The sequence below is a fragment of the Undibacterium sp. Ji83W genome (assembly GCF_049340385.1).
In the GTDB taxonomy this organism is placed as follows: domain Bacteria; phylum Pseudomonadota; class Gammaproteobacteria; order Burkholderiales; family Burkholderiaceae_D; genus Undibacterium.
On the sequence record NZ_JBMPOZ010000019.1, the window covers coordinates 100,561 to 121,087 of the forward strand.

A 20,527-nucleotide genomic window follows, 5' to 3' on the forward strand; every position below is an offset into this window, starting at 1 on the left:
AATGGCTTGCAAATAGTGAACCGGACTTAATCAGAGGTTCCTTAGCAATACAAAATCGGGAATCGACTCAAACAGATTTAAATACTTTCCCCTCATACGCTTGCAATATGAAAGGTTTAGCATTTTCAAAATCGTCACTATTTGAAATCGACACTTCCAAATCACCGGTTCCCCAATGACCGCTATTGCTCACATTCCTGCAATTCGCAGGCATGACAGCAAATTGATCTGGGTTGACATGCAAATACAGCACGATGCGATTTTTTTGCAAAACAACAGTAGCAAAATTTTTGAGGCGCTTGAATGCAGCATAGAGCTTGAGTTCTTTTCGCTCTACGTCATCGCCAAGTGAGGCAATGAAGTCTTCAACGGTCGTCAACAATTCGCGTAGATGTGGTGACAATTCATGCAGCCATTCTGCGTATGACTTGTCGGTACTCCTGGATCGATTGGCAGAACTAGCCTCGCTGACAGACTTGTTGGTCGTTTTAGGTGTGGGATTGCTGCCACCGTTGGCTTGTTCCAATAGCAGTAAATCATCACCAAATAGGCGATAGCGTATTAACTCAATATTGCGATCTATCTGCTGCACTGCATGTGCATCAAACTTGGTAAAGTCAGCGGCTATACAAACCAGGCGTGGGGCGCTCCAGTCTATGCTGGCTGCGGCAGCATCACCCAACTTTTTAGCGACCAATAGCTGGAACTCTGCCTGATGATCCATTAACCAATCAAGATAATACAGGCCCTGATTGATGACATTTTCAGACACAGAACGCTTGTATTCCAAAATTACTGGACAAGCGTTTTCATCCAGGCCTAGCGTATCTATGCGCCCGCCGTGGGTTTTACCGGTACTGTACTCAGATGCCAAAAAACGTATACGCAGCAGGTTGGTCAGATTATTTTCTATCAGGGTCTGCAATCGTCGTTCAAGGCCGGATGCATCGCCTTGCAACATGGTGGCTTTGCCATCGCTCAGGCGGAATAAGCTGATTTCACTCATTTTATTTTGTTATTATTTAAAGTAGCAATTGACGCATTATCAGAGCGAAGCGCCAATAACTCAATACCTATGCTCATCCACCAAATGCTTATTAAAGCTGTACTTGCTGCCGCCTTGCAGCACGTCTGTCAGGCGTTTGGGGTTGGCGGATGAGATGAAGATGTCGGCGATGCCGTCCTTGACGCGGAACTTGGTGGCGGGGCTGAGGATGTTGTTGGCTTTGATCATCAGGTGGCGGATGATTTTGGCTTTTTCGCTGCAGATGAGGAAGTGGTTTTCTTTTCTGAAGTTGGTCAGGGGGATGTTGAGCCACCAGCCTTCGTCGTTGCCGTAGCGGACGACTTGGGAGAATTGGGTATTGCCTTCGTTGAGGACGTTGGCTTGCAGGGAATCGTTGGCGATTTGGATGGCTTCGGCTTTGTTCATTTTTTGTCTTCTTTTGGCGTTTGGGTGGGATTCATGAGCAGGATTGCTGCCTGGGTATTCGACGGAAACCCATCCCTATCCCTGCCTTTCCCTTGAAGGGAAAGGAGTATATGGCGGTATTTTAACCGCTGAGCCTTCAATAAAGGCTGAATTGGCCTAAGTTCGTCGTTTACCCTTCATGCCACATTGCGTTAAACTGTATGCATATACAGTTATTTAAACGCCATCCCTTGCCTCATGCTTGCCAATCTGGATAATCCTTTTTACTACCTTGAAAACTTCCAGGCCGTGCTGGACTGGGTGGGTGGGCGTTATGCGGATTTATTGGCTGGTGATGAGCAGGCATTTATTGCGCGGTTTGGCAGCCTGCCGCAGGCGTCGCGGGCTTTGTTTGTGCGGATGGTGATGCGCAAGGGTTCAGTGTTCAGGGCCAGCAAACTGATGTATGCCGAGATTGGTGAGACCAGGGCAGCCATGCAGGCGCTGGTGGATGTGGGCTGGGTGCAGGCTGATCCTGAGCTCGATATTGCGGGCTTGTTTGATTTACTGCAAAAACCTGAACTGGCACTGGTGTTGGCGATGACACCGGCTGAAAAGAAATTGCCCAAGGCTGAGCAACTGGGCTTGTTTAGCTTGCGGCATATTGGTAGCCAGGCTTTTTCTACCTGGTGTGCGGGTGCTATGGGTGATGTCAATGGTGTGGCTTACCAGGTGCTGAACAAGGATTTGTGTGACCGTTTGCGGCTGCTGTTTTTTGGCAATCTGTATCAGGACTGGTCTGAGTTTGTGTTGTCTGACCTGGGTATTTTCCAGTATGAGAAGGTGGCGTTTTCTGCTGCCTCGCGTGGCTTTGGCTGTCGCGCGGATATAGATGCTTATCTGGCTTTGCATGCCTGTCGTGAGGCTTTTCATGCGGAGCAGCCTGTGTCTGAGGTGCTGGCGCAACTAGCTGGTTTGCATGACCTGGACAATGTCTGGCTGGCCAGCCGTCGTAACCGCTTGCTGTACCAGATTGGCGAGCATCTGGAAAAGCAAAAGGACTGGGCGCTGGCGCAGCAGGTGTATGCGGGTTGTACTTACCCTGGTGCGCGCTTGCGTGCCATACGTGTGCTGGAGAAAAGCGAACAGACGCAGGCTGCCTATGATTTGCTGACGCTGGCACAGCAAGCGCCTGAGAGTGAGGCAGAGCATCAGCAGATGTTGCGCATTGCGCCGCGCCTTAGTCGCAAGCTTGGTCTGGCTAAAGTTGCCAAAGCGGCCCGTACATCGCCGACAGAACTAGCCTTGCGCCTGCCCTTCCCGCAAGAAGATTATGTGGTCGAGTATGTAGTGCGCGATCATTTGCATACAGATGATGCGCCGGTGTTTTATGTGGAGAATGCGCTTATCAATTCCCTGTTTGGTTTGTTGTGCTGGCCTGTGATTTTCAAGGCAATACCGGGGGCTTTTTTTCATCCTTTCCAGCGTGAACCTGTGGATTTATTGAGTGCTGATTTTCAGGCGCGGCGTGCGGATGATTTTGCTGCCTGTTTTGTGCAACTGGAGTCGGGCGCTTATCAACAGACCATACGGCAAACTTATGCAGCCAAGTCTGGTTTGCAGTCGCCTTTTGTGTTTTGGAGTGCGCTGTCTGAAGACTTGCTGGAGATGGCGCTGGCTTGTATACCTGCTCAACATCTGAAGCTTAGTTTTGAGCGCATCTTGCTCGACATCAGAGCAAATCGCAATGGCTTTCCTGACCTGATACAGTTTTGGCCGCAAGAGCAGCGTTATCAAATGATAGAGGTCAAAGGCCCTGGTGACAAATTGCAGGATAACCAGAAGCGCTGGCTGGACTTTTGCGCCAGGCATGACATGCCGGTGGCTGTTTGTTACTTGGAGTGGCAAGAGGCTGAGCAGTGAATGCAATAAGCTCAGCCAGTTATACCGTTGCCGTGCGCGCCTTGTGCGAATTCACGGCCAAGCAAGGTGACCTGGATTTGCGCTTTACGCCCTCACCTACTGCCGAGCAAGGCATGGCCGGGCATGCAACGGTGGCTTTGCGCAGGAATAGCAGTTACCAGCGCGAGGTGAAACTGGAAGGCCAACATGGCAGCTTGCAAGTGCGTGGTCGTGCTGATGGCTATGACCCTGATATGCAGCAGGTAGAAGAAATCAAGACCTATCTGGGTGACTTGCATGCCATGCCAGACAATCACCGGCATTTGCATTGGGCGCAGGCCAAGTTATATGGGCATTTGCTATGTCAAAAACTGGGCCTGCAAAAGATCAGCGTGGCGCTGGTGTATTTCAATATACAAAGCCAGAAAGAAACGGTGCTGCAGCAGGACTTAGGTGCTGGTGAATTGGCAGATTTTTTTGCCTTGCTGTGTGGCCGATTTATTGCCTGGGCAGAGCAGGAAGTGGCGCATCGTTCTGCGCGTGATCTGGCTATTACAGGCATGGTTTTTCCGCATGCGACATTCAGGCCGGGGCAAAGGCAATTGGCTGAAGCCATGTACAAGGCCAGCACGCGCAGTTGCTGTCTGCTGGCGCAAGCGCCGACTGGTATAGGCAAGACCATAGGCAGTTTGTTCCCCTTGTTAAAGGCTGCAGCAGAACACAAGCTGGACAAGATTTTCTATCTGGCGGCAAAAACATCGGGACGGCAACTGGCTTTGCATGCGCTGGGCAATATCCAGAACAGCACGCCTGCGCTTGGCTTGCGCAAGCTGGAACTGGTCGCTAAAACGAAGACATGTGAATACCCCGAAGCGGCTTGTCATGGCGATGCCTGCCCACTGGCCAAAGGTTTCTATGATCGCCTGCCTGCTGCGCGTGCTGCCGCTGCTGAACAGCAAATGCTGGACAAGGAAGGCTTGCGTAGCGTTGCCCTGGCACACCAGGTTTGCCCTTATTATCTGGGCATAGAGATGGCGCGTTGGGCCGACGTCATCATTGGTGACTATAACTACTATTTTGATCTCTATGCTTTGCTGCATGGCTTGACAATAGTGAACAACTGGCGTGTTGCCGTGCTGGTGGATGAGGCGCACAATATGGTGACACGGGCGCGCCAGATGTATAGCGCAGAGTTGCAGCGTGATAGCCTGAAACGCTTGCGCAAGTCACCACCGCCAGCGCTCAAAAAAACTTTGAACAGTCTGTATCGCGCATGGCTGCAACTGGAAAAAGAGCAGGAAGCTGATTACCACCCCCATGCTGAGATACCAGAAAAACTGCTGACAGCTTTGACGCGACTATGCACAGAAATTGGTCTTTACTTTGCTGACAACCCCAGCCAGTTAGCGCCAGATTTGCAGCAGTTTTATCTGGATGCCTTGCTATTCAACCGCCTGGCAGAAAGCTTTGCTGATCATTCGATATTCGATGTCAGCAAAGCGCATGGCACATCGACGCTATGCATACGTAATATCGTGCCTGCGGCTTTTCTGACACCGCGTTTTGCTGCCAGCCATACGACAGCGCTATTCTCGGCCACGCTCAGCCCCTGGAATTATTATTGCGATACTCTTGGCCTGCCAGATGGCACGGCGTGGGTGGATGTGGAATCGCCCTTCTCTGCTGATCAATTGCAGGTGCATGTGGTGGATAGCGTCTCTACCCGTTATGCCGACCGCGCCCGCTCTGTTGCACCTATCGTAGCATTGATGGCACGGCAGTATCATGCACAGCCTGGTAATTATCTGGCGTTCTTTAGCAGCTTTGATTATCTTGAGCAGGTCAGCAGCAGCTTTATCAATCAGCATCACGATATACCGGTGCGTTTGCAAACCCGACGCATGAATGAGGCAGATCGTGAAGAGTTCCTGGCGCGGTTTACTGAGGATAGCCAGGGGATTGCTTTTGCTGTACTGGGCGGCTCATTTGGTGAAGGCATAGATTTGCCTGGTGCGCGGCTGATTGGTGCTTTTATTGCGACGCTGGGCCTGCCGCAACTGAACCCCATCAATGAACAGATCAAGCTGCGCATGGATAAGATATTTGGGTCGGGGTATGACTATGCTTATCTTTACCCTGGATTGCAAAAAGTGGTGCAGGCTGCAGGGCGGGTGATACGGCAGACGGATGATCAGGGGGTGGTGTATTTGATTGATGACCGGTTCGGGCGGGGGGATGTGCGAGCTTTGTTGCCTGGGTGGTGGGATTGCAAACTCTAATCTCGTAGGTTGGGCCGGGCCTCGCTAGGCTAAGCTTCGTAGGTTGGGCTACGCTTCATCAGCCCAACACTGGGTCTCAGCAAACGTATACGTCATTTAAACGCCCAGTGTTGGGCTGATACCCCGCAACCCAACCTACACATCTTACCCCCCCCACAATCAACACAAACCCTCCATTAAACAAGTAAACCTTGTTATTTAACGAAACAATGTATATATTAATGGAACTCAATCACCATTTTTATAGAAGTTCGTCTCGATTATGAAAACTTCCAAGTCCCAGCAAGAGCAAACCCGGCGTAATCTGATACGTACTGCCGTTGATCTGATTACGGAAAAAGGCTACGACGCCGCCACCATGAAGCAGATTGCCCGCGAGGCGGGCATAGGTGATGCGACGATTTATAAGTACTTCCCCAGCAAGGAAAAAATCCTGCTGGCTTACTATGAGTTGTGCATAGAAATCACCCTGGAAGTAGCGCAAGAAACGCCGGGATGGGAAGAATTTACCCTGCAAGAGAAATTGCAAAGGCTGGTGGATGCCTTGCTGGAACTCTTGCTGGGTGACCGTGAATTTGTAGAGATTACGCGTGATATCTTTGGCAAATCGCCCTTGCTGATGATGCGTGACAATATGCCGGGTCAGCAAATACTGAAGCAGGAAATTATCAGCCTGCTGGAAGAGGCAGAACAGCGGGGCGACATCTCCCCCTGCGATTTCAAGAACCTCATCGGCGGTTTGTTTGGCGATTATCTGTTCGCTGTCATCGCTTACTGGCTCAAGGATGATTCAGAAGAATTCTCGAATACCACACAACTGGTGGACATGACGCTGGCGATACTGGTGATGGCTTTGAAAAGTGGCATCGTCAATAAAGTATCTGAGCTGGCCAGCTTCATGTTGCGCAACCAGTTGTCGCGCATCATGCAAAATGGTTCTGGTTTGCTGGAGATGGTCAAACTCATGCGCAATGGCTTGGGGGATGCACGATGAACAAGGCACCGCCCGCCAGCAAGCTGGGCAGAACTGCCATCACTGGCCTGGCACTGGCGCAGGCTGGTGCCAGCAAGCTGGGACACAAGGCGCGGCAAATGCTGCGCAGTGACGATGACAAGCAAGCTGCGCAAGAACGGCATGAAGCTGAGCTGGGCCGGATACTGTTCAGGGCACTGAACCAGCTAAAAGGCAGTGCCCTCAAGGTATCGCAATTGCTGAGCATGGAAGCCGATTTTTTACCGGACGGCATACGCCGTGAACTGGCCAAAGGCTGTCATCAGGTCACGCCACTGAACCGTGCCCTGATCCATAAAGTCTTTCAACGTGAATTTGGCAAAGCGCCAGAACATCTGTATGCGCAGTTTGACGCACATGCCTTTGCCGCAGCCAGCCTGGGCCAGGTGCATCATGCACAGCTGGCCGATGGTCAGCAACTCGCAGTAAAGGTACAGTACCCCGGCATTGCATCTGCCATAGGCAGTGATTTGCGCATGCTGCGCGGCATTTTTCAAACAATGGCCATGGGCACCACCATCTTGCCGCGTAAAGAGGTGATAGACCGCTTTATGAGTGAGCTTGAGGTCAAGATGGGAGAGGAACTTGATTATGAGCATGAGGCAATTCAACTCAACTGGTTTCATGAACATGTGAACTTGCCCGGCATTGTCATCCCCAGATGCCTGGACGAGATGTCGAGCAAGCGAGTCTTGACGATGGAAAGACTCGACGGCCTGCACCTGGATGCATGGCTGGCGACAGCGCCTGACCAGGCACAGCGCAATCACTACGGGCAATTATTGTTTGACTGGTTCTGGTTCAGCGTTTGCGAGCTGGGCCGCATACATGCAGACCCGCATCCTGGCAATTTTTTATTCATGTCGGGTGGCCGTTTGGCGGTGCTGGATTTTGGTTGTACCAATAAAATCTCGTTCAGTTTTTGTGATGCCATGGCGCGCAGTTGGCGTGCCTTGCTGATGACCGATGTAGTTGAGCGTAATCGCATCCTGCGTCTGGCGTATATAAATCTGGGTCTGTTTTCTGATACGGTCACGCAAGATGAATTTGATCACAGTGTCATGACTGCACTTGCCGACCTGCATGCCTGGAAGATGGAAGCATTTCAAAGCAAGCAGTTTGACTTCAGCAATAAATCGCCCTACCCCAAAACCATCAATGCCGAACATAGCAGGCTGCTGTCAGGCATCCTGGCGGGCTGGCATGAGGACGTACCTTATTTTGACCGTGCCTACCTGGGGCTGATGAATATGCTCAAGAAGATGGGTGCTGTCGTTAATACACAAATAGCCTGGACCAGGCAAGGAGCAGCGCATGTCAGCACAAACTAAAACCCGGAAAATCTGGATAGGCCGTTATCTGATCGCCGTTGCAGCCTTGCACACGATAGCGGCCTTTCTACTCTTTGGTCCAGTTTTATTGGGCATGCTGGAGCGAGGAGTATTCAATACCGTCAATCGTGACCCTTTACGGTCGGCAGCGACATGGTTCTTGCTGTTTGGTGGTCCGTTCCTGCTATTGGGTATGGCCATCAACAGCCTGGAACGCAAACCTGATTTTACTGAAGCTCCTATGTTGGGTTTGGGTCTCCTGCTTTGCTGCATCTTTGCGGTGATACTGATGCCCACGTCCGGCTTTTGGCTGGCCATGCCTGCAGCAATTGCATTGATGAACATACGTACAAACCAAAGGCAGGTAGCATGAAAAACAAGATCACGGAAACAGCAATTCCAACATCCAGCAAAATCGCTGAAGATGTGCCTGGTGCCTACTTTTATGACTGCTTTCAAACACCCTTCCCTCATGCAGATTTGAGCGCCATGCAAATCTATATGGATACCTTTGCCAAAACACCAGCCTGGTGCAATGCCATGATGGGCATACGTAATCGCGTGGTGGTTTTATTTGGTTTAAAGAATGTGGGTGGGATGAAGGCACTGAACAAGAGCAAGCCTGCAGAAGCCTATCAGGTCGGTGACAAGGCCGGGATATTTTCTCTGGTGTACAAATCAGATGAAGAAGTCATACTCTGCGATTCTGACAAGCATCTGGATGTCAAGGTATCAGTCTCCAAGCAAACCAGGGATGGCCAGCCTTTTATCGCTCTCACCACCGTGGTGCATGTACACAATAATCTGGGGCGAACGTATATGTTTTTCGTCGGGCCAGCGCATAAAGTCATTGCGCCTGCAATTCTCGCCAGAGCATAAAAGAGAATTTTCCGTTAAGCAGGAGATAAACCATATACGTATTTTCCCTCATCATTTTTGTCATGCATTTGTCATAAATCTCTTCTAAGATGAAATCACCAAAACAAAAGAGAAAAGGAGATTAAAGACGATGTTAAGTCAATTAAAACAAAAATACCAAATGATGCGGGCGAGAAATATCACTGAATTTTCCGACTACAAGCGTCAGTTAGTTGATATTCCAAATGGCGTATTCTTGCATTGGCAGGCAAAAGCAAAATATGAATTCCCCGGCATCCCTAGCGATGCCATTTTTTTTGCCCGCGCAGCTGAGGGATTGATGATGTTCTTCGATTATGTCAGCCGCAACAAACAAGCTTGCGCCCTGCCCTCGAAGGCAGCAGATTCGGTCTGGCATGCCTGGAATAGCTGGTCATCAATCAACCTGGATAACTTCTGCCTCAAACATTTCAAACGCACGGTACCGCATGTGGAAGCAGAGCAGATGGCCAGCGAAATGGATGCTGCATTGGCTAACTGCCTGATCATGGCACAGCTGGCAGAAGGCAGTGTGCCAGGCAGCTCGTCTGTACCCCGCCTGTTTGCCCTGGACCGCAAGTTGCACATGCCACTGGGTTACTCGTACTTTGGCACTACTGCCCGCATCGGTTTCCAGAACATGAGTGCACGCGGCGTAGGTGTCGGCAAATCCACCTACCCGGAAAGTTTTGACGCAGCCCAGTTGCTGGCCACAGGCTTGATCTCTACCCTGGCATATGAGGAAATAATCAAGAAACAAGCCCAGGCTGCCAATAACGGCTCTTCTTGTGCCAGTGTTGGAAGTAGCTGTAGCAGCAGTAGTTGCGACTCTGGCAGTGGTAGCGGCGATAGTGGCGGATCAAGCTGTGGCAGCAGTTGCGGTGGTGGCTGCGGTGGCGGTTGTGGCGGTAGCTAAAAAATGGTCAGTTACATGCTTCTGTAGCAAATCGATACAAAGCCCATCCCACCAGCCTTCCGCCAACAGGGTACACTGGCATTTTTGTCTAGCCTGTGCCGCTATCTATGCCGAATACCCTTGATACTTTAGTAGCAAAATCATCCACTCCTGCCAAAAGGCTGGTCGTCAGCCTGCTCTTGCTGGCGATAAGCCTGCCCGCGCTGGCAGAGATAAAACTGAATGATCCCCTGCCCATCAACCCCGATTTAAAGCGGGGCAAGCTGGACAATGGTCTGACTTACTATATCCAGAAAAATGATAATCCACAAAAGAAAGTGGAATTGCGTCTGGTAGTAAAAGCCGGTTCGGTGCTGGAAGATGATGATCAGCAAGGCCTGGCGCATTTTACTGAGCATATGGCATTCAATGGCTCCAAGCATTTTAAAAAGCATCAGCTGATTTCTTACCTGCAGTCGATAGGCGTGAAATTTGGTGCCGACCTGAATGCCTATACCAGCTTTGATGAGACCGTATATATCCTGCCTATTCCTACCGACAAACCAGCGTATTTGAAAACCGGCTTTCAGGTATTGGCTGACTGGGCGCAAGGCGTGGAAATGAAGGCTGTCGATATCGACAAGGAGCGCGGCATTATCCTGGAAGAAGCGCGGCTGGGCAAAGGAGCAAATGACCGCATGATGCGCCAGTTTTTGCCTGAGGTATTCAATGGTTCAAAATATGCAGAGCGCCTGCCCATAGGTAAAGAAGACATCATCAAGCAATTCAAGCATGATGCCCTGCGTCGCTTTTACAAGGATTGGTACAGGCCAGACCTGATGGCAGTCGTCGTCATTGGCGATGTACAGCCTGCAGAAGCAGAGAAGATGATACGCAAGTATTTTTCAGGCCTGCAAAATCCCGTGCCTGCCCGCGTCAGGCCAGAAATCAGCATACCAAAAAACACCGTGTCCAAGGCGATGGTGATTACGGATAAAGAAGCCACCAACAATTTACTGATGCTGCGCTACCCGCTGACAAAACAGCCCGCCCATGATGTCATCGCTGATTACCGCCAAGATATCATCGCCGGTTTTTACAAATCCATGCTGAACCGCCGTCTGGGAGCATTGATTGAGCAGGCCACCCCACCTTTCCTGGGTGCCTCTGCCGGTAGCGAGCAGGTAGTGCCGGGCTATGACTCATTCATCTCGACAGCGATGTTGTCACAGGCAGGCATACAGCCAGCGCTGGATGCCTTGATGCAAGAGAAAAACAGCATACGTCAATTTGGTTTTACGGCAGCCGAGTTTGACCGTGCCAAGAAAATCGAAGCCCGTGAATATGAAAGCATGTTCAATGAGCGCAGCAAGTCCAACTCTGCGACCTTTGCAGCAGAATACATACGTAATTTCCTGACCAATGAACCTATCCCCGGCATCAAGAATGAATACTTGTATTTCAAGGAATTTGCTGAAGGTATTTCGCTGGAAGAAATGAACCAGTTCGCAAAAAAAGCAACACCGGATGACAGTATCAGGCTGGCGTTTTACGTAGGTTCCAACAAGGCTGGCGAGAGCATACCAAGCGAAGCAGATTTGCTGAGCATGACAGCGCTGGCAGAGCAAAAACCATTGCAGGCCCGCACAGAAAAAGCGGCCAGTACCAGCCTGATGACGACACTTCCCAAACCCGGCCAGATCGTTTCTGAAAAAGAAAACAAACTGTTGGGTCTGGTAGAAATGACTTTATCCAATGGCGTGAAAGTGACCTTGAAAAAGACCGACTTCAAGAATGACCAGGTCTTGATGAGTGCACGCCGTGCTGGTGGCATGTCCTTGTTTGCTGATGCAGATTATTTTAATGTTTATTATAGTAATCCTGTGGTCTGGGGCATGGGCATGGCTAATTTCAGCCAGAAAGACTTGCAGGAAACCCTTGCTGGCAAGTCGGCCAATGTCCGAACCAGCATGGATAATTATTCTGAGAGCATAGGTGCGGTATCCAGCAGCAACGACGTGGAAACCATGCTGCAATTGCTGTATCTGCGCATGACCAGCCCGCGCAGGGATGAAGCCCTGTTCCAGTCACTGATCAGTTCGCAAAAAGAATTGGCAAGAAATACCTGGGCACGTCCTGAAGCTATCTTCTCGGAAGCAATTACGACGACTATTTATAAAGACCATCCACGTGTTGCGCACTTGGCCAAGGTTGAAGATTTTGACAAAATTTCGCTGGACCGAAGTATAGAAATTTATCAATCCCGCTTTGGTAGCGCCAAGGACTTGCATTTTATTTTTGTAGGCAGTTTTGAACTGGACAAGATCAAGCCGCTAATTGCAACTTATCTGGCCAGCTTACCTAATACTGACATCAAGACCGAGTATCAGGATTTGCATATCAATCCAGTACAAGGCGTCGTCAAGAAAGAAGTCCGGGCCGGTAATGAAGAGAAAAGTACGGTGGTATTGAGTTTCACCGGGCCATCGACTTATACACGCGAAGAAAATGCCCGCTTCCATGCCATGGTGGATATCTTGAACCTGAAGATCATAGATGTGCTGCGCGAAAAACAGGGCTTGATTTACAGCGGTGGCCTGAATGGTTCTTTTGAACGTATTCCACAAAACAGGTACAGCATAGATGCTGAATTGCCTTGCAGTCCTGAGAATGTGGACAAGGTCATAGCAGGATTATTTGCTGAGATCAAAAAAATACAGCAATCTGGCCCGCAACTGGAAGACCTGAATAAGGTCAAGCAATCCTGGCTGAAAGATCACCAGCAAGAATTGCGCAGTAATGAAAACTGGCTGAACCATTTGCAAAATGCCGTCTATTACAAAACCGAAGCTGAAGCGATATTGACGGTGGAAAAACGCATACGCGCTCTTACACCATTGCAGATCAAAGAGGCAGCGCAGCGTTATTTCAACTTCCAGAATTATGCGCAGATCGTGATGTATCCTGAGCAGAAAAAAGAAGCCAAGTAATAAGTAATATCGGCAGCGACGTCGGCAATATTGGCAGCATCGGCAACATAAAACGCGGGGAGGCAATCCATCAAGATTGCCTCCCCGCCTCTTTTTCAGCTTGCTTTAATTGAAGGAGAAGGTGTAATTCACATCCACCGCAGACTCAGTGCCGGTGCGGCCCGTGATACTGATGCGTCTGGTCAGTTGCCAGCTCAGCTTGATGCCGCCACTGGCATCTGACAAGCCACGCTCTACTGACAATACCAGCCCCGGCATGATGCGTTTGCCGACGCTGACTACCTGATCCGTGCTGGCATTGCTGGTGCCGGTGGAACCCGCAATGGTCTGTATTGGCAAGCGGCTGGTTGAACCGTTTGAGGATGAGCCTATCGAGAACTCATCAAAACCCAGTCCTTGCACAATGTCGCGAGGCACATTGCGACTGCCATCACCACCAAATATCGCGGTGGCTGCCGACATCAGTAACGATGCATCACCACTGGCAAGTTGATCTGAGCCTCGTCCCAATACCAGCCACGAGAGTTTTTCTGCATCAGGCACGTCCGGCTCAGACACCAGTCTGACTTGCGGCGCGCTGACCGTGCCTACCACTTCTACCCCGGCTTCAACAGGCAAACCTTTGCGCAGGGCGCGGATATTCAGACCTGGATTGGCAGGTGGCCCCTGGAAATTCAATATACCGCGCTCTATCGCCAATTGCTGGCCGTAGCCTTCATAAACACCCTTCACAGTGCGTATGGAGCCATTTGCCTGCAACGGGCTGCCATCACTGGAACGCAGGCGCAGGCTGCCTTCCAGGCCGGTATCAAGACCACGGCCAACGAAGACAAAGCGTGGGCCCATATCGAAACTGACATCGACGCGGGTTTTCAAGCTTTTTCGATTACTGTCTGCTTCTGCCGCCTTCGCTACAGCCTTGTCAGTCTTGCGTATGACGACGACATCACTGGACAGACTGGGGGGCGGTAATTTTGGCAACCTGAAGTAAGCACCATCAGCCAGCACTTTGCCGGTCAGGCTCCAGATATTATTGGCTTCGACGATATTTGCCTGACCAGAGACTACCAACCACCTGTCCTTGCGCTGCAAGAGTGGAAACTGAGTCCATTGCGCCTGTATGCTACCAGTTTCCTTGCCTATATCTATATCGCCACTGGCTTTGAATTCCCCCTTCTTGCCTATCCAGTTTTCATCACGGAATTGCGCATGGCGCGGCATATTGGTGACTGTGTTGGAGAATTGCAGATTACTCACTTTCAGATGCTTGTCTTCTATCTGCGCATCAAAGCTACCATTGGGCAAGAGCAAGCCTTCGGACGCAAAGGCGATTTCCATTTCACGCCCGGCCAGAGTGGCACGATAGCCTGGCTTGCCTATGCTGCCAGACAGGCGTGCATCCGCATTCAGTTTGCCTTTGAGCACCACACCTGGATTGATGAAAGGCCCCAGCCATTGCAGATCAGGCACGGCTGCCGTGATTTGCCCGCCGAGTGGCGCGCTTGCCAATATTGTCCAGGCATCGTTTTGTTTGCTTAACTGTGTATTCGCCTTGACTTGCCACTGCCCCAGGCGGCTACCATCAGCGACCAGATCAAGGTTCAGGCTTTCACCATCCGTGCCAGCGACCAGACCGCCCAGCTTCATTTGCAATTGCACATCGCGTATGCCCAGCGCGACTGAGGTACCAGTTCCTTCAGGGTCATTAAACCGCAAATCACCACTCTGGCGTTGCAGTTTAATTTCGCCCAGCGCATGCTCAGTTAATTGCAGCTTCCATTGTGCGTTCAAGCGTAGATTACCTGTAACCGCATTTTGTGGGTACAAGAGATTGGCGATGTCTAACACATGTACATCACTGACTTGTCCTTTGGTTTTAAGTGCCGCTGGCGTCCATTCCAATTCGTCCAATTGCAAGCTACCAAGTGCACTTTGCAGTGTTAAGCTCCCCAGTCGTACTGCTTGCGCAGATACTTGCAGGGGTGCTGAGCTTTGCAGACGCACATCTGGTCTGCCATTCAAGTTCAATGCCTGCAATTGACCATTCCATGACCAGGCAGTATCACTTTTTGAATCGGCTTGCATGCTGCCATTGGCGACCAGATTGAGTGTTTGTTTGTTAGGGAAGATGGTTTCCAGGCTCAGCTTATGGGCATCGCGCCTTCCCTGTAATTTCAGGCTCAATTGTTCCAGCTTGTCCGGGTTGTTGGCTGTTGCACCCCATGCCGGCAAATCACCACCTACATGCCTGGCTACAATTTCACCATCAAATTGTCCTTTGATACCATTTGCCAGATTCAGGCGCGACTTCAATTCCGCAATGCTGAATTGCTGCTTGCCGCGCTTGATGCTGACTTGCTGTGCCAAGGCATCCAGGCTGCCTGCAGGCTCATTGAAGCGGCCGCGCAATACGGCATCTGCTTTCAGGTTACCACCGAGTGCCAGCTCCCAATTACTGAGCAAGGGGTTGAGGTGACTTAAATCCTGGGCATCAATATTCAATTTCAATACATCGTCTGCTCCACCCCAGTTGCCTTGCCCGGTCAGGATATTTTTACCAAAGCGCAGATCAAGCTGTTTGACTTGTAGCTGTTGGTCTTGCAGCCAGCGCATATCCATGCCCGCCTGCACAGCCTGGCCTGCATATTGTCCCTGCAATTGCTGCAGATTGACTTGTACATCCAGGCGAGGTGAGAGTTGGCCATGGGCACTGAAATCTGCCTGCAAACGGCCTGCTGGTGTCGCCATCCAGCGTGCCGGATCAAAATCTTTGAGGCTCGCTTTTACATTGAATACCTGCTTGCCAGCGAAGCTGATATCACCAGCGCCTTGCAAGTGTGCGTCTTGTGCCTGCAAATCAAACTTATCCAGGTTCAAGAGCAGTTTTTCGTGCTGATAAGTGGCATCTGCATTCAGGCTGGCGCGCGCATCCTGCAACTTTGCTTGCAGCTTGACGCTTTTATCTTTTGCAGTCTGTGCAGAAAACTTGCCTTGTATATTGCTGACATGCAGGCGCTGGTCGATTTGATTCAGGTCGATATTGGCCAGGTTGAGCTTCAGGTCAGCCTGAAGTTGTGCCGCCTGCCAATTGACATCGGCCTCACCTTGCAACTTGCCCTTGCCAGCGAGTTGCACCGCCAGGTCTGTCAGACTCAGATGCTGGCCTTGCCAGAATAGTTTTGTGCTCAAGGATTGCACTGGCAAGCCTTGCTTATTGATGCTGGCAGCCTGGCTATTTTGAATATTGATTGGACCAGTCAAACCAAATACAGTATTTTTTTTCGCGTTTTTTTCAGTATTTTTTTCATCTGTGACTGGCGTCAATTGCGTGAGTATGCGCAAGTCTGCATGCGGCGCATTCGTCTGCCATGCAGACGGGTCAAAATGCTGGACATCAATGTCCAGTTCACGTATATACGGCGCTGTAAATGCGCTAATACGCCCCTTGGCATGCCCTTGAAGATTTTTATTCTGGATATTCTTATCAGCTACGCTGTCCAGCGCTGCATCCACTGCAACGTGCATATCCTGCAAGCTGCCCGAGACTGCACCTTGCAAGATGACAGGCGGTATGCCTTCCTGAACCTGGCCTTGCAGGCTCAGACGACTATTCAGTTTGAAAGGCGCTAGGCTGGCCAAATCAGCGTCGCCTTTCAAATTACCCCAGGGGCTGCTCAGTGCAGTTTGTGCTTTGTACTGCTTGTCCTGATACGAAAAACTGCCAGTCAGTGCGCTGAGCTTCAGGGTTTCTATTTGTTTGCCACCGTCAGCCAGGGTAGCGATATGCAAGCGCCCCAGTGCCAGCTTTGGCGCACTCAGGCTAAAGGGCAGGCCAATATCAACGGGGACGCTGACGGCTTTTTTACTGGGCCTGCTGGCGACCGTCAAAGCACTTAATTGCAGGCCGGTGATATCGACGTGGCGTCGCCATAAGGCAATTGGCCGCCACTGCAAAGAAATAGCGCTACCGTTGATATGCAGATCCTGTGAGATGAAGCTGAATTCATCGAGCTTGAGTTCGCCATCCAAAGTACCTTGCACGCCACTGAATTTAAGGCTGCCGAGGCTGATATTTTCTATCAGGGCCAGTGCGGTTCTGGTGCCACTTTCAGTTTTGTACATCCAGACGAAAGCGAGAGTACTCACCACGAGCAATATCAGAAGCAGCTTGAGCGTCAACCAACTTAGTCGGCGCACATGACTGCGCTTTTTTTTAGCGGGCAGATTTTTCTCCGTCTGATTTTTTTCGTTTGCACTCATATCAGAACGCAATGGCAATAGAAAAATCCAGCCTGACTTTTTTTGTCTGGCGACCATAAGCCAGATCAAGTGCAATCGGCCCTGCGGGGGTTTTGTAGCGCGCACCCACACCCACGCCCTGCTTCAAACTCAACTCACGAAAGTTGTCAGCGGCATTGCCCACATCGAGAAAAGTCGCAGCGCCCCATGAAGAGTTCAGCCAGTGCACATATTCTGCACTGGCAGTTGCCATCACGCGGCCACCACGGGTGCTGCCTATGTGCTGTATGCCCAGGGTTTGATAGCCATAGCCGCGCACAGTAGTGCTGCCACCGGTGCGGAACAGGTAGTCTTCAGGGATACCCTCTTCATCTTTGGAAAAAACGGCGCCAAGTTCTGCGCGCAAGATCACGGTATCTGTTTTGCGCACAGGTATCCAGCGTTGGTATTTGGCGTAGCTGCGGATGAAGCGCTGATCAGAAAACAATGCCTTTTCAGAGGCAGCAAGATCAAATTGCAAAATCTGGCCTTTACGGGGATCGAAAGGCTGATCAACATCACGCCAGGTCCAGCCTATGCTGGCAACCAGTGCCTTGTTGACTTCTTCTGCCTCACCATCTGGAGAAATTTTTTCCCTGACGATATTCAAGCCCAGGCGCTGTTCCAGATGACCGCGCGTACTGGTGCGTTTTACGCCCAGGGCACTGCGACTGGAGCGCACACCAGCGATATCTTCACGCTCCACCAGAACGCCAAAAGAATCGAGGAATTTGCTCTCCCTGGGTGGAAGGTATATATCGACGTAACCAAGTTGGCGGCGTTGTTCCAGCCTGACAGCGCTGCGCAAATCCCAGGCCTGGTCGAAGATATTGCGGTCACGGTAGGCAATCTCACTACGGTAACCGGTGTTGGTGCTATAACCCAGGCCAAAGCTCAGGTCACGTGCCTGGCGTTCAACCACAGTCACATCTACAGGTATGGCATCGGCTTTTGCCGGGTCAGGGTCTATACCTACAGCTACGGTCGCAAAGTAGGCAGAGTTTTGCAAAGAGCGCTGAAAATCCAGCAAGCGCGAACGAGAATATACTTCGCCTTTTTGCGGAGCCTGATAACGCTCTATCAGCCAGGATGGATAACGCTGCAAACCAGTAACGCGCACTTCACCCAGAGTAAATACCGGGCCACTATCGACTTCCACTTGCAGGATGCCGCTATGCTGGTCAGCATCGATTTTTGCCTCGCTGGAAGTCATACTGGCCGATGCATAAGCATCTGCACGCAGGCTTTCCAACAGATGCGTTTTGGAGTCGCTCCAGTCAGCATCACGGAATGGCTGGCCTACGGCCAGACCCCAGTCTTCTTGCAGGGCACGCCGTCTTTTGATGACTGCCTTATCACCGGCATCTATGGCATCAGCCATGGGTCCAAGCACTTTTAGCGATACATTCTCTATGAGGGTGCGCTGACCTGCTTCCACGGTGACGTGGATGATTTTATTGGCCGTGCTTGTAGCTGTAGCTGCAGTCTGATCGGGATTTTCAAACTGGATTTGCGGCGAGAAATAACCTTCGGTGGCAAGGATATTGCTGATATCCAGACGCAATCTTTTGATCAGTGCCGGAGTAATATTTTGCGCTTCGGCATTGCTGGAAAATTCCGGGATATGCTCCCTCAGCAAATCAGCCCAATGTGATTTGGCTGCAGCCAGTTGCAGGCGGCCACTGCTGGCACCAGTAGCACCACTGGTGCTGGCTTCGTTATCTGTATCTGGTGCTGCAGGCACGACGGCGGCTGGCACTTCAATTTGCACCGCTTGTGCTGGCTGCTGCGCCCTCACCAAACCCGCGCTACATAAACCAGCAGCACAAAACAATATCAATTGCGGGCGCAGTCTTATCTGCATCTGAAGAAACTCACTTGGTCGCCAGACCAACGCGATTAATACCCAATTTTTTTGCTTCTGAAATCACTTGTATGACCTCGTCATAAATCATGCCTTTATCAGCAGATACCAAGACGGACAATTCGGGTTTGGCATCATGATACTCGCGCAGTTTTTGCATCAGTTGCTTGCGGTCTTTTGCTTCTTCCTTGCTTTCCTGGCGGTTATTGCCATTGCTGCCGGCTTTGCTATTGATGCTGATGGTTGAAGCTGCATCGGGTCGCAAAGTGATTTCTATGTAATCAGACGGCGGCTGGGTCGATTGTCCGGCGGTGGGCAGGTTGATGACGCTGGGATTGGTCATCGGTGCGCACACCATGAAAATCACCAGCAGCACCAGCATCACGTCGATATACGGAACGACGTTGATCTCTGCCTTGAATTTGCGTTTACGTTCGCCACGCAGGGTACTCATGCTATTTCATTCTTCCTAGCGTGACTGACGCTGGAGAATGTTGGAGAATTCCTCGATAAAGGTTTCAAAGCGTATCGCCAGCCTGTCTATATCATGGGAATAGCGGTTATAGGCCAGCACAGCAGGGATAGCGGCAAACAAGCCTATCGCGGTAGCAATCAGTGCCTCGGCAATACCTGGTGCTACGGCAGCCAGTGTTGCTTGCTGCACATTCGCCAGACCACGGAAAGAGTTCATGATGCCCCAGACGGTGCCGAACAAGCCAATATACGGTGAGACAGAACCAACGGAAGCGAGAAAGGACAGGTGCGACTCCAGCAAATCCATTTCACGCTGGTAAGACGCGCGCATGGCACGACGGGCACCATCCAGCATGGCTGTGGCATCCAGCGTGGTTTTATTGGCTGTCTTTACTTTGTGGTATTCACTCATGCCCGCTTCAAATATGCGCTCAAGCGCGCCACTGGTGTCGCGGCCAGTACGACGGCTATTGGTCGCCGCTGCATACAGATCAACCAGGTTGCCGCCAGACCAGAAATTGCGTTCAAACTCTTCAGTTTGTCCACGGGCTTTTTTGATGGCGAACATTTTGCTGAAGATGTAAGTCCAGCTCGTCAGTGAGACGCCTAATAACAGCGCCATGACCAGTTGCACCAGAATAGAGGCATTCGTGATCAGACTTAAAAATGAGAGGTCTTGGGTAACAGTCATATTGAATCAATTCAAAAACAAAACACCGGGCAGATTTTTGCAGCCCTAAAATAAATAATTTCAGCCTAAATCTCAGCCTATCTTTGCCAGCACTTCAGCAGGAATAGCAGCCGGTTTGACTTCAGCCTTGCTGACACAGCCCACCTTGATCTTGCCTGAGGCCAGCAAACGCTGGCCACACCAGGCTTCTTGTACAAACTGTACAGATGCCCTGCCCAGCTTTTCGACCACAACCGTCAGTCTTAGTTCATCGTCAAGCCTGGCGGGTGCATGATACTCGACTGCGGTCGCTTTGACGACAAACATCAGGCCATGCTCGTCGGCCATTTGCTGCTGGTTGACGCCTGCTGCCCTGAGCCACTCAGTGCGGGCTCGTTCAAAAAACTTCAGGTAATTCGCATAAAAAACGATACCACCTGCGTCAGTGTCTTCATAGTAGACCCTGACCGACCATACAAATTCTGTTTTCATAGTATAAACTTTACCAGCTATCAGGTGCGTAT

General features: G+C 50.8%; 15 protein-coding genes. 8 read left to right on the forward strand and 7 right to left on the reverse strand.

The window, feature by feature from the left end:
• Positions 1 to 67: 67 nt before the first annotated feature.
• Together ACO0LD_RS24460 and ACO0LD_RS24465 are read right to left on the reverse strand one after the other, a co-directional pair.
• Positions 68 to 1,006: a DUF5655 domain-containing protein gene (locus ACO0LD_RS24460; RefSeq protein WP_423010824.1), complete on the reverse strand. Its 939-nt coding sequence runs from the start codon at positions 1,004 to 1,006 to the stop codon at positions 68 to 70.
• A gap of 60 nt (positions 1,007 to 1,066) precedes the next feature.
• On the reverse strand, positions 1,067 to 1,432 hold the full coding sequence (locus tag ACO0LD_RS24465) for a hypothetical protein (protein WP_110257271.1): 366 nt from the start codon (positions 1,430 to 1,432) through the stop codon (positions 1,067 to 1,069).
• Between the two features lie 237 nt (positions 1,433 to 1,669).
• On the opposite strand from ACO0LD_RS24465, the gene ACO0LD_RS24470 reads away from it, so the two are divergent.
• The 8 genes from ACO0LD_RS24470 to ACO0LD_RS24505 all read left to right on the forward strand — a co-directional run bounded on the left by ACO0LD_RS24470 (position 1,670) and on the right by ACO0LD_RS24505 (position 12,717).
• The gene (locus ACO0LD_RS24470) at positions 1,670 to 3,334 is read left to right on the forward strand and encodes a VRR-NUC domain-containing protein (RefSeq protein ID WP_423010826.1); all 1,665 of its coding nucleotides are present in this window, start codon (positions 1,670 to 1,672) and stop codon (positions 3,332 to 3,334) included.
• Entirely contained in the window at positions 3,331 to 5,592 is a 2,262-nt protein-coding gene (locus ACO0LD_RS24475) for a helicase C-terminal domain-containing protein (RefSeq protein ID WP_423010828.1), read from the forward strand. Before ACO0LD_RS24470 ends, ACO0LD_RS24475 begins: the two co-directional genes overlap by 4 nt.
• A 262-nt stretch (positions 5,593 to 5,854) precedes the next feature.
• Positions 5,855 to 6,586, forward strand: a complete 732-nt coding sequence (locus ACO0LD_RS24480) for a TetR/AcrR family transcriptional regulator (protein WP_423010830.1) — start codon at positions 5,855 to 5,857, stop codon at positions 6,584 to 6,586.
• Entirely contained in the window at positions 6,583 to 7,935 is a 1,353-nt protein-coding gene (locus ACO0LD_RS24485) for an ABC1 kinase family protein (RefSeq protein WP_423010832.1), read from the forward strand. Before ACO0LD_RS24480 ends, ACO0LD_RS24485 begins: the two co-directional genes overlap by 4 nt.
• Positions 7,919 to 8,308: a DUF6463 family protein gene (locus tag ACO0LD_RS24490; RefSeq protein WP_423010834.1), complete on the forward strand. Its 390-nt coding sequence runs from the start codon at positions 7,919 to 7,921 to the stop codon at positions 8,306 to 8,308. Before ACO0LD_RS24485 ends, ACO0LD_RS24490 begins: the two co-directional genes overlap by 17 nt.
• The gene (locus ACO0LD_RS24495) at positions 8,305 to 8,814 is read left to right on the forward strand and encodes a DUF2867 domain-containing protein (protein ID WP_423010836.1); all 510 of its coding nucleotides are present in this window, start codon (positions 8,305 to 8,307) and stop codon (positions 8,812 to 8,814) included. The genes ACO0LD_RS24490 and ACO0LD_RS24495 overlap by 4 nt, the downstream gene beginning before the upstream one ends.
• Before the next feature lie 130 nt (positions 8,815 to 8,944).
• Entirely contained in the window at positions 8,945 to 9,748 is an 804-nt protein-coding gene (locus tag ACO0LD_RS24500) for a hypothetical protein (protein WP_423010838.1), read from the forward strand.
• A 107-nt stretch (positions 9,749 to 9,855) separates the two neighbouring features.
• Positions 9,856 to 12,717 (forward strand): M16 family metallopeptidase, encoded by a 2,862-nt coding sequence (locus tag ACO0LD_RS24505; RefSeq protein ID WP_423010840.1) that lies wholly within the window; start codon positions 9,856 to 9,858, stop codon positions 12,715 to 12,717.
• Between the two features lie 105 nt (positions 12,718 to 12,822).
• On the opposite strand, the gene ACO0LD_RS24510 is transcribed toward ACO0LD_RS24505, so the two are convergent.
• The 5 genes from ACO0LD_RS24510 to ybgC form a co-directional block, all read right to left on the reverse strand.
• Complete coding sequence (locus ACO0LD_RS24510; RefSeq protein ID WP_423010842.1) at positions 12,823 to 16,839, reverse strand: translocation/assembly module TamB domain-containing protein; 4,017 nt, start codon at positions 16,837 to 16,839, stop codon at positions 12,823 to 12,825.
• A 139-nt stretch (positions 16,840 to 16,978) separates the two neighbouring features.
• Positions 16,979 to 18,859, reverse strand: coding sequence for an autotransporter assembly complex protein TamA (locus ACO0LD_RS24515; protein WP_423010844.1), 1,881 nt, complete (start codon positions 18,857 to 18,859; stop codon positions 16,979 to 16,981).
• A gap of 10 nt (positions 18,860 to 18,869) precedes the next feature.
• On the reverse strand, positions 18,870 to 19,313 hold the full coding sequence (locus ACO0LD_RS24520) for an ExbD/TolR family protein (protein ID WP_186957070.1): 444 nt from the start codon (positions 19,311 to 19,313) through the stop codon (positions 18,870 to 18,872).
• A 15-nt stretch (positions 19,314 to 19,328) separates the two neighbouring features.
• Positions 19,329 to 20,024 (reverse strand): protein TolQ, encoded by a 696-nt coding sequence (tolQ, locus tag ACO0LD_RS24525; RefSeq protein WP_162040380.1) that lies wholly within the window; start codon positions 20,022 to 20,024, stop codon positions 19,329 to 19,331.
• A 72-nt stretch (positions 20,025 to 20,096) separates the two neighbouring features.
• Positions 20,097 to 20,495 (reverse strand): tol-pal system-associated acyl-CoA thioesterase, encoded by a 399-nt coding sequence (gene ybgC / locus ACO0LD_RS24530; RefSeq protein WP_423010846.1) that lies wholly within the window; start codon positions 20,493 to 20,495, stop codon positions 20,097 to 20,099.
• Between the last annotated feature and the right edge of the window lie 32 nt (positions 20,496 to 20,527).

What these genes read in the sequence shown, in the direction of transcription:
- ACO0LD_RS24460 (WP_423010824.1), bottom strand. Translation starts at nt 1,006, where the DNA reads ATGAGTGAAATCAGCTTATTCCGCCTGAGCGATGGCAAAGCCACCATG.
- ACO0LD_RS24465 (WP_110257271.1), bottom strand. Translation starts at nt 1,432, where the DNA reads ATGAACAAAGCCGAAGCCATCCAAATCGCCAACGATTCCCTGCAAGCC.
- ACO0LD_RS24470 (WP_423010826.1), top strand. Translation starts at nt 1,670, where the DNA reads ATGCTTGCCAATCTGGATAATCCTTTTTACTACCTTGAAAACTTCCAG.
- ACO0LD_RS24480 (WP_423010830.1), top strand. Translation starts at nt 5,855, where the DNA reads ATGAAAACTTCCAAGTCCCAGCAAGAGCAAACCCGGCGTAATCTGATA.
- ACO0LD_RS24485 (WP_423010832.1), top strand. Translation starts at nt 6,583, where the DNA reads ATGAACAAGGCACCGCCCGCCAGCAAGCTGGGCAGAACTGCCATCACT.
- ACO0LD_RS24490 (WP_423010834.1), top strand. Translation starts at nt 7,919, where the DNA reads ATGTCAGCACAAACTAAAACCCGGAAAATCTGGATAGGCCGTTATCTG.
- ACO0LD_RS24495 (WP_423010836.1), top strand. Translation starts at nt 8,305, where the DNA reads ATGAAAAACAAGATCACGGAAACAGCAATTCCAACATCCAGCAAAATC.
- ACO0LD_RS24500 (WP_423010838.1), top strand. Translation starts at nt 8,945, where the DNA reads ATGTTAAGTCAATTAAAACAAAAATACCAAATGATGCGGGCGAGAAAT.
- ACO0LD_RS24505 (WP_423010840.1), top strand. Translation starts at nt 9,856, where the DNA reads ATGCCGAATACCCTTGATACTTTAGTAGCAAAATCATCCACTCCTGCC.
- ACO0LD_RS24510 (WP_423010842.1), bottom strand. Translation starts at nt 16,839, where the DNA reads ATGTACAAAACTGAAAGTGGCACCAGAACCGCACTGGCCCTGATAGAA.
- ACO0LD_RS24515 (WP_423010844.1), bottom strand. Translation starts at nt 18,859, where the DNA reads ATGCAGATAAGACTGCGCCCGCAATTGATATTGTTTTGTGCTGCTGGT.
- ACO0LD_RS24520 (WP_186957070.1), bottom strand. Translation starts at nt 19,313, where the DNA reads ATGAGTACCCTGCGTGGCGAACGTAAACGCAAATTCAAGGCAGAGATC.
- tolQ (WP_162040380.1), bottom strand. Translation starts at nt 20,024, where the DNA reads ATGACTGTTACCCAAGACCTCTCATTTTTAAGTCTGATCACGAATGCC.
- ybgC (WP_423010846.1), bottom strand. Translation starts at nt 20,495, where the DNA reads ATGAAAACAGAATTTGTATGGTCGGTCAGGGTCTACTATGAAGACACT.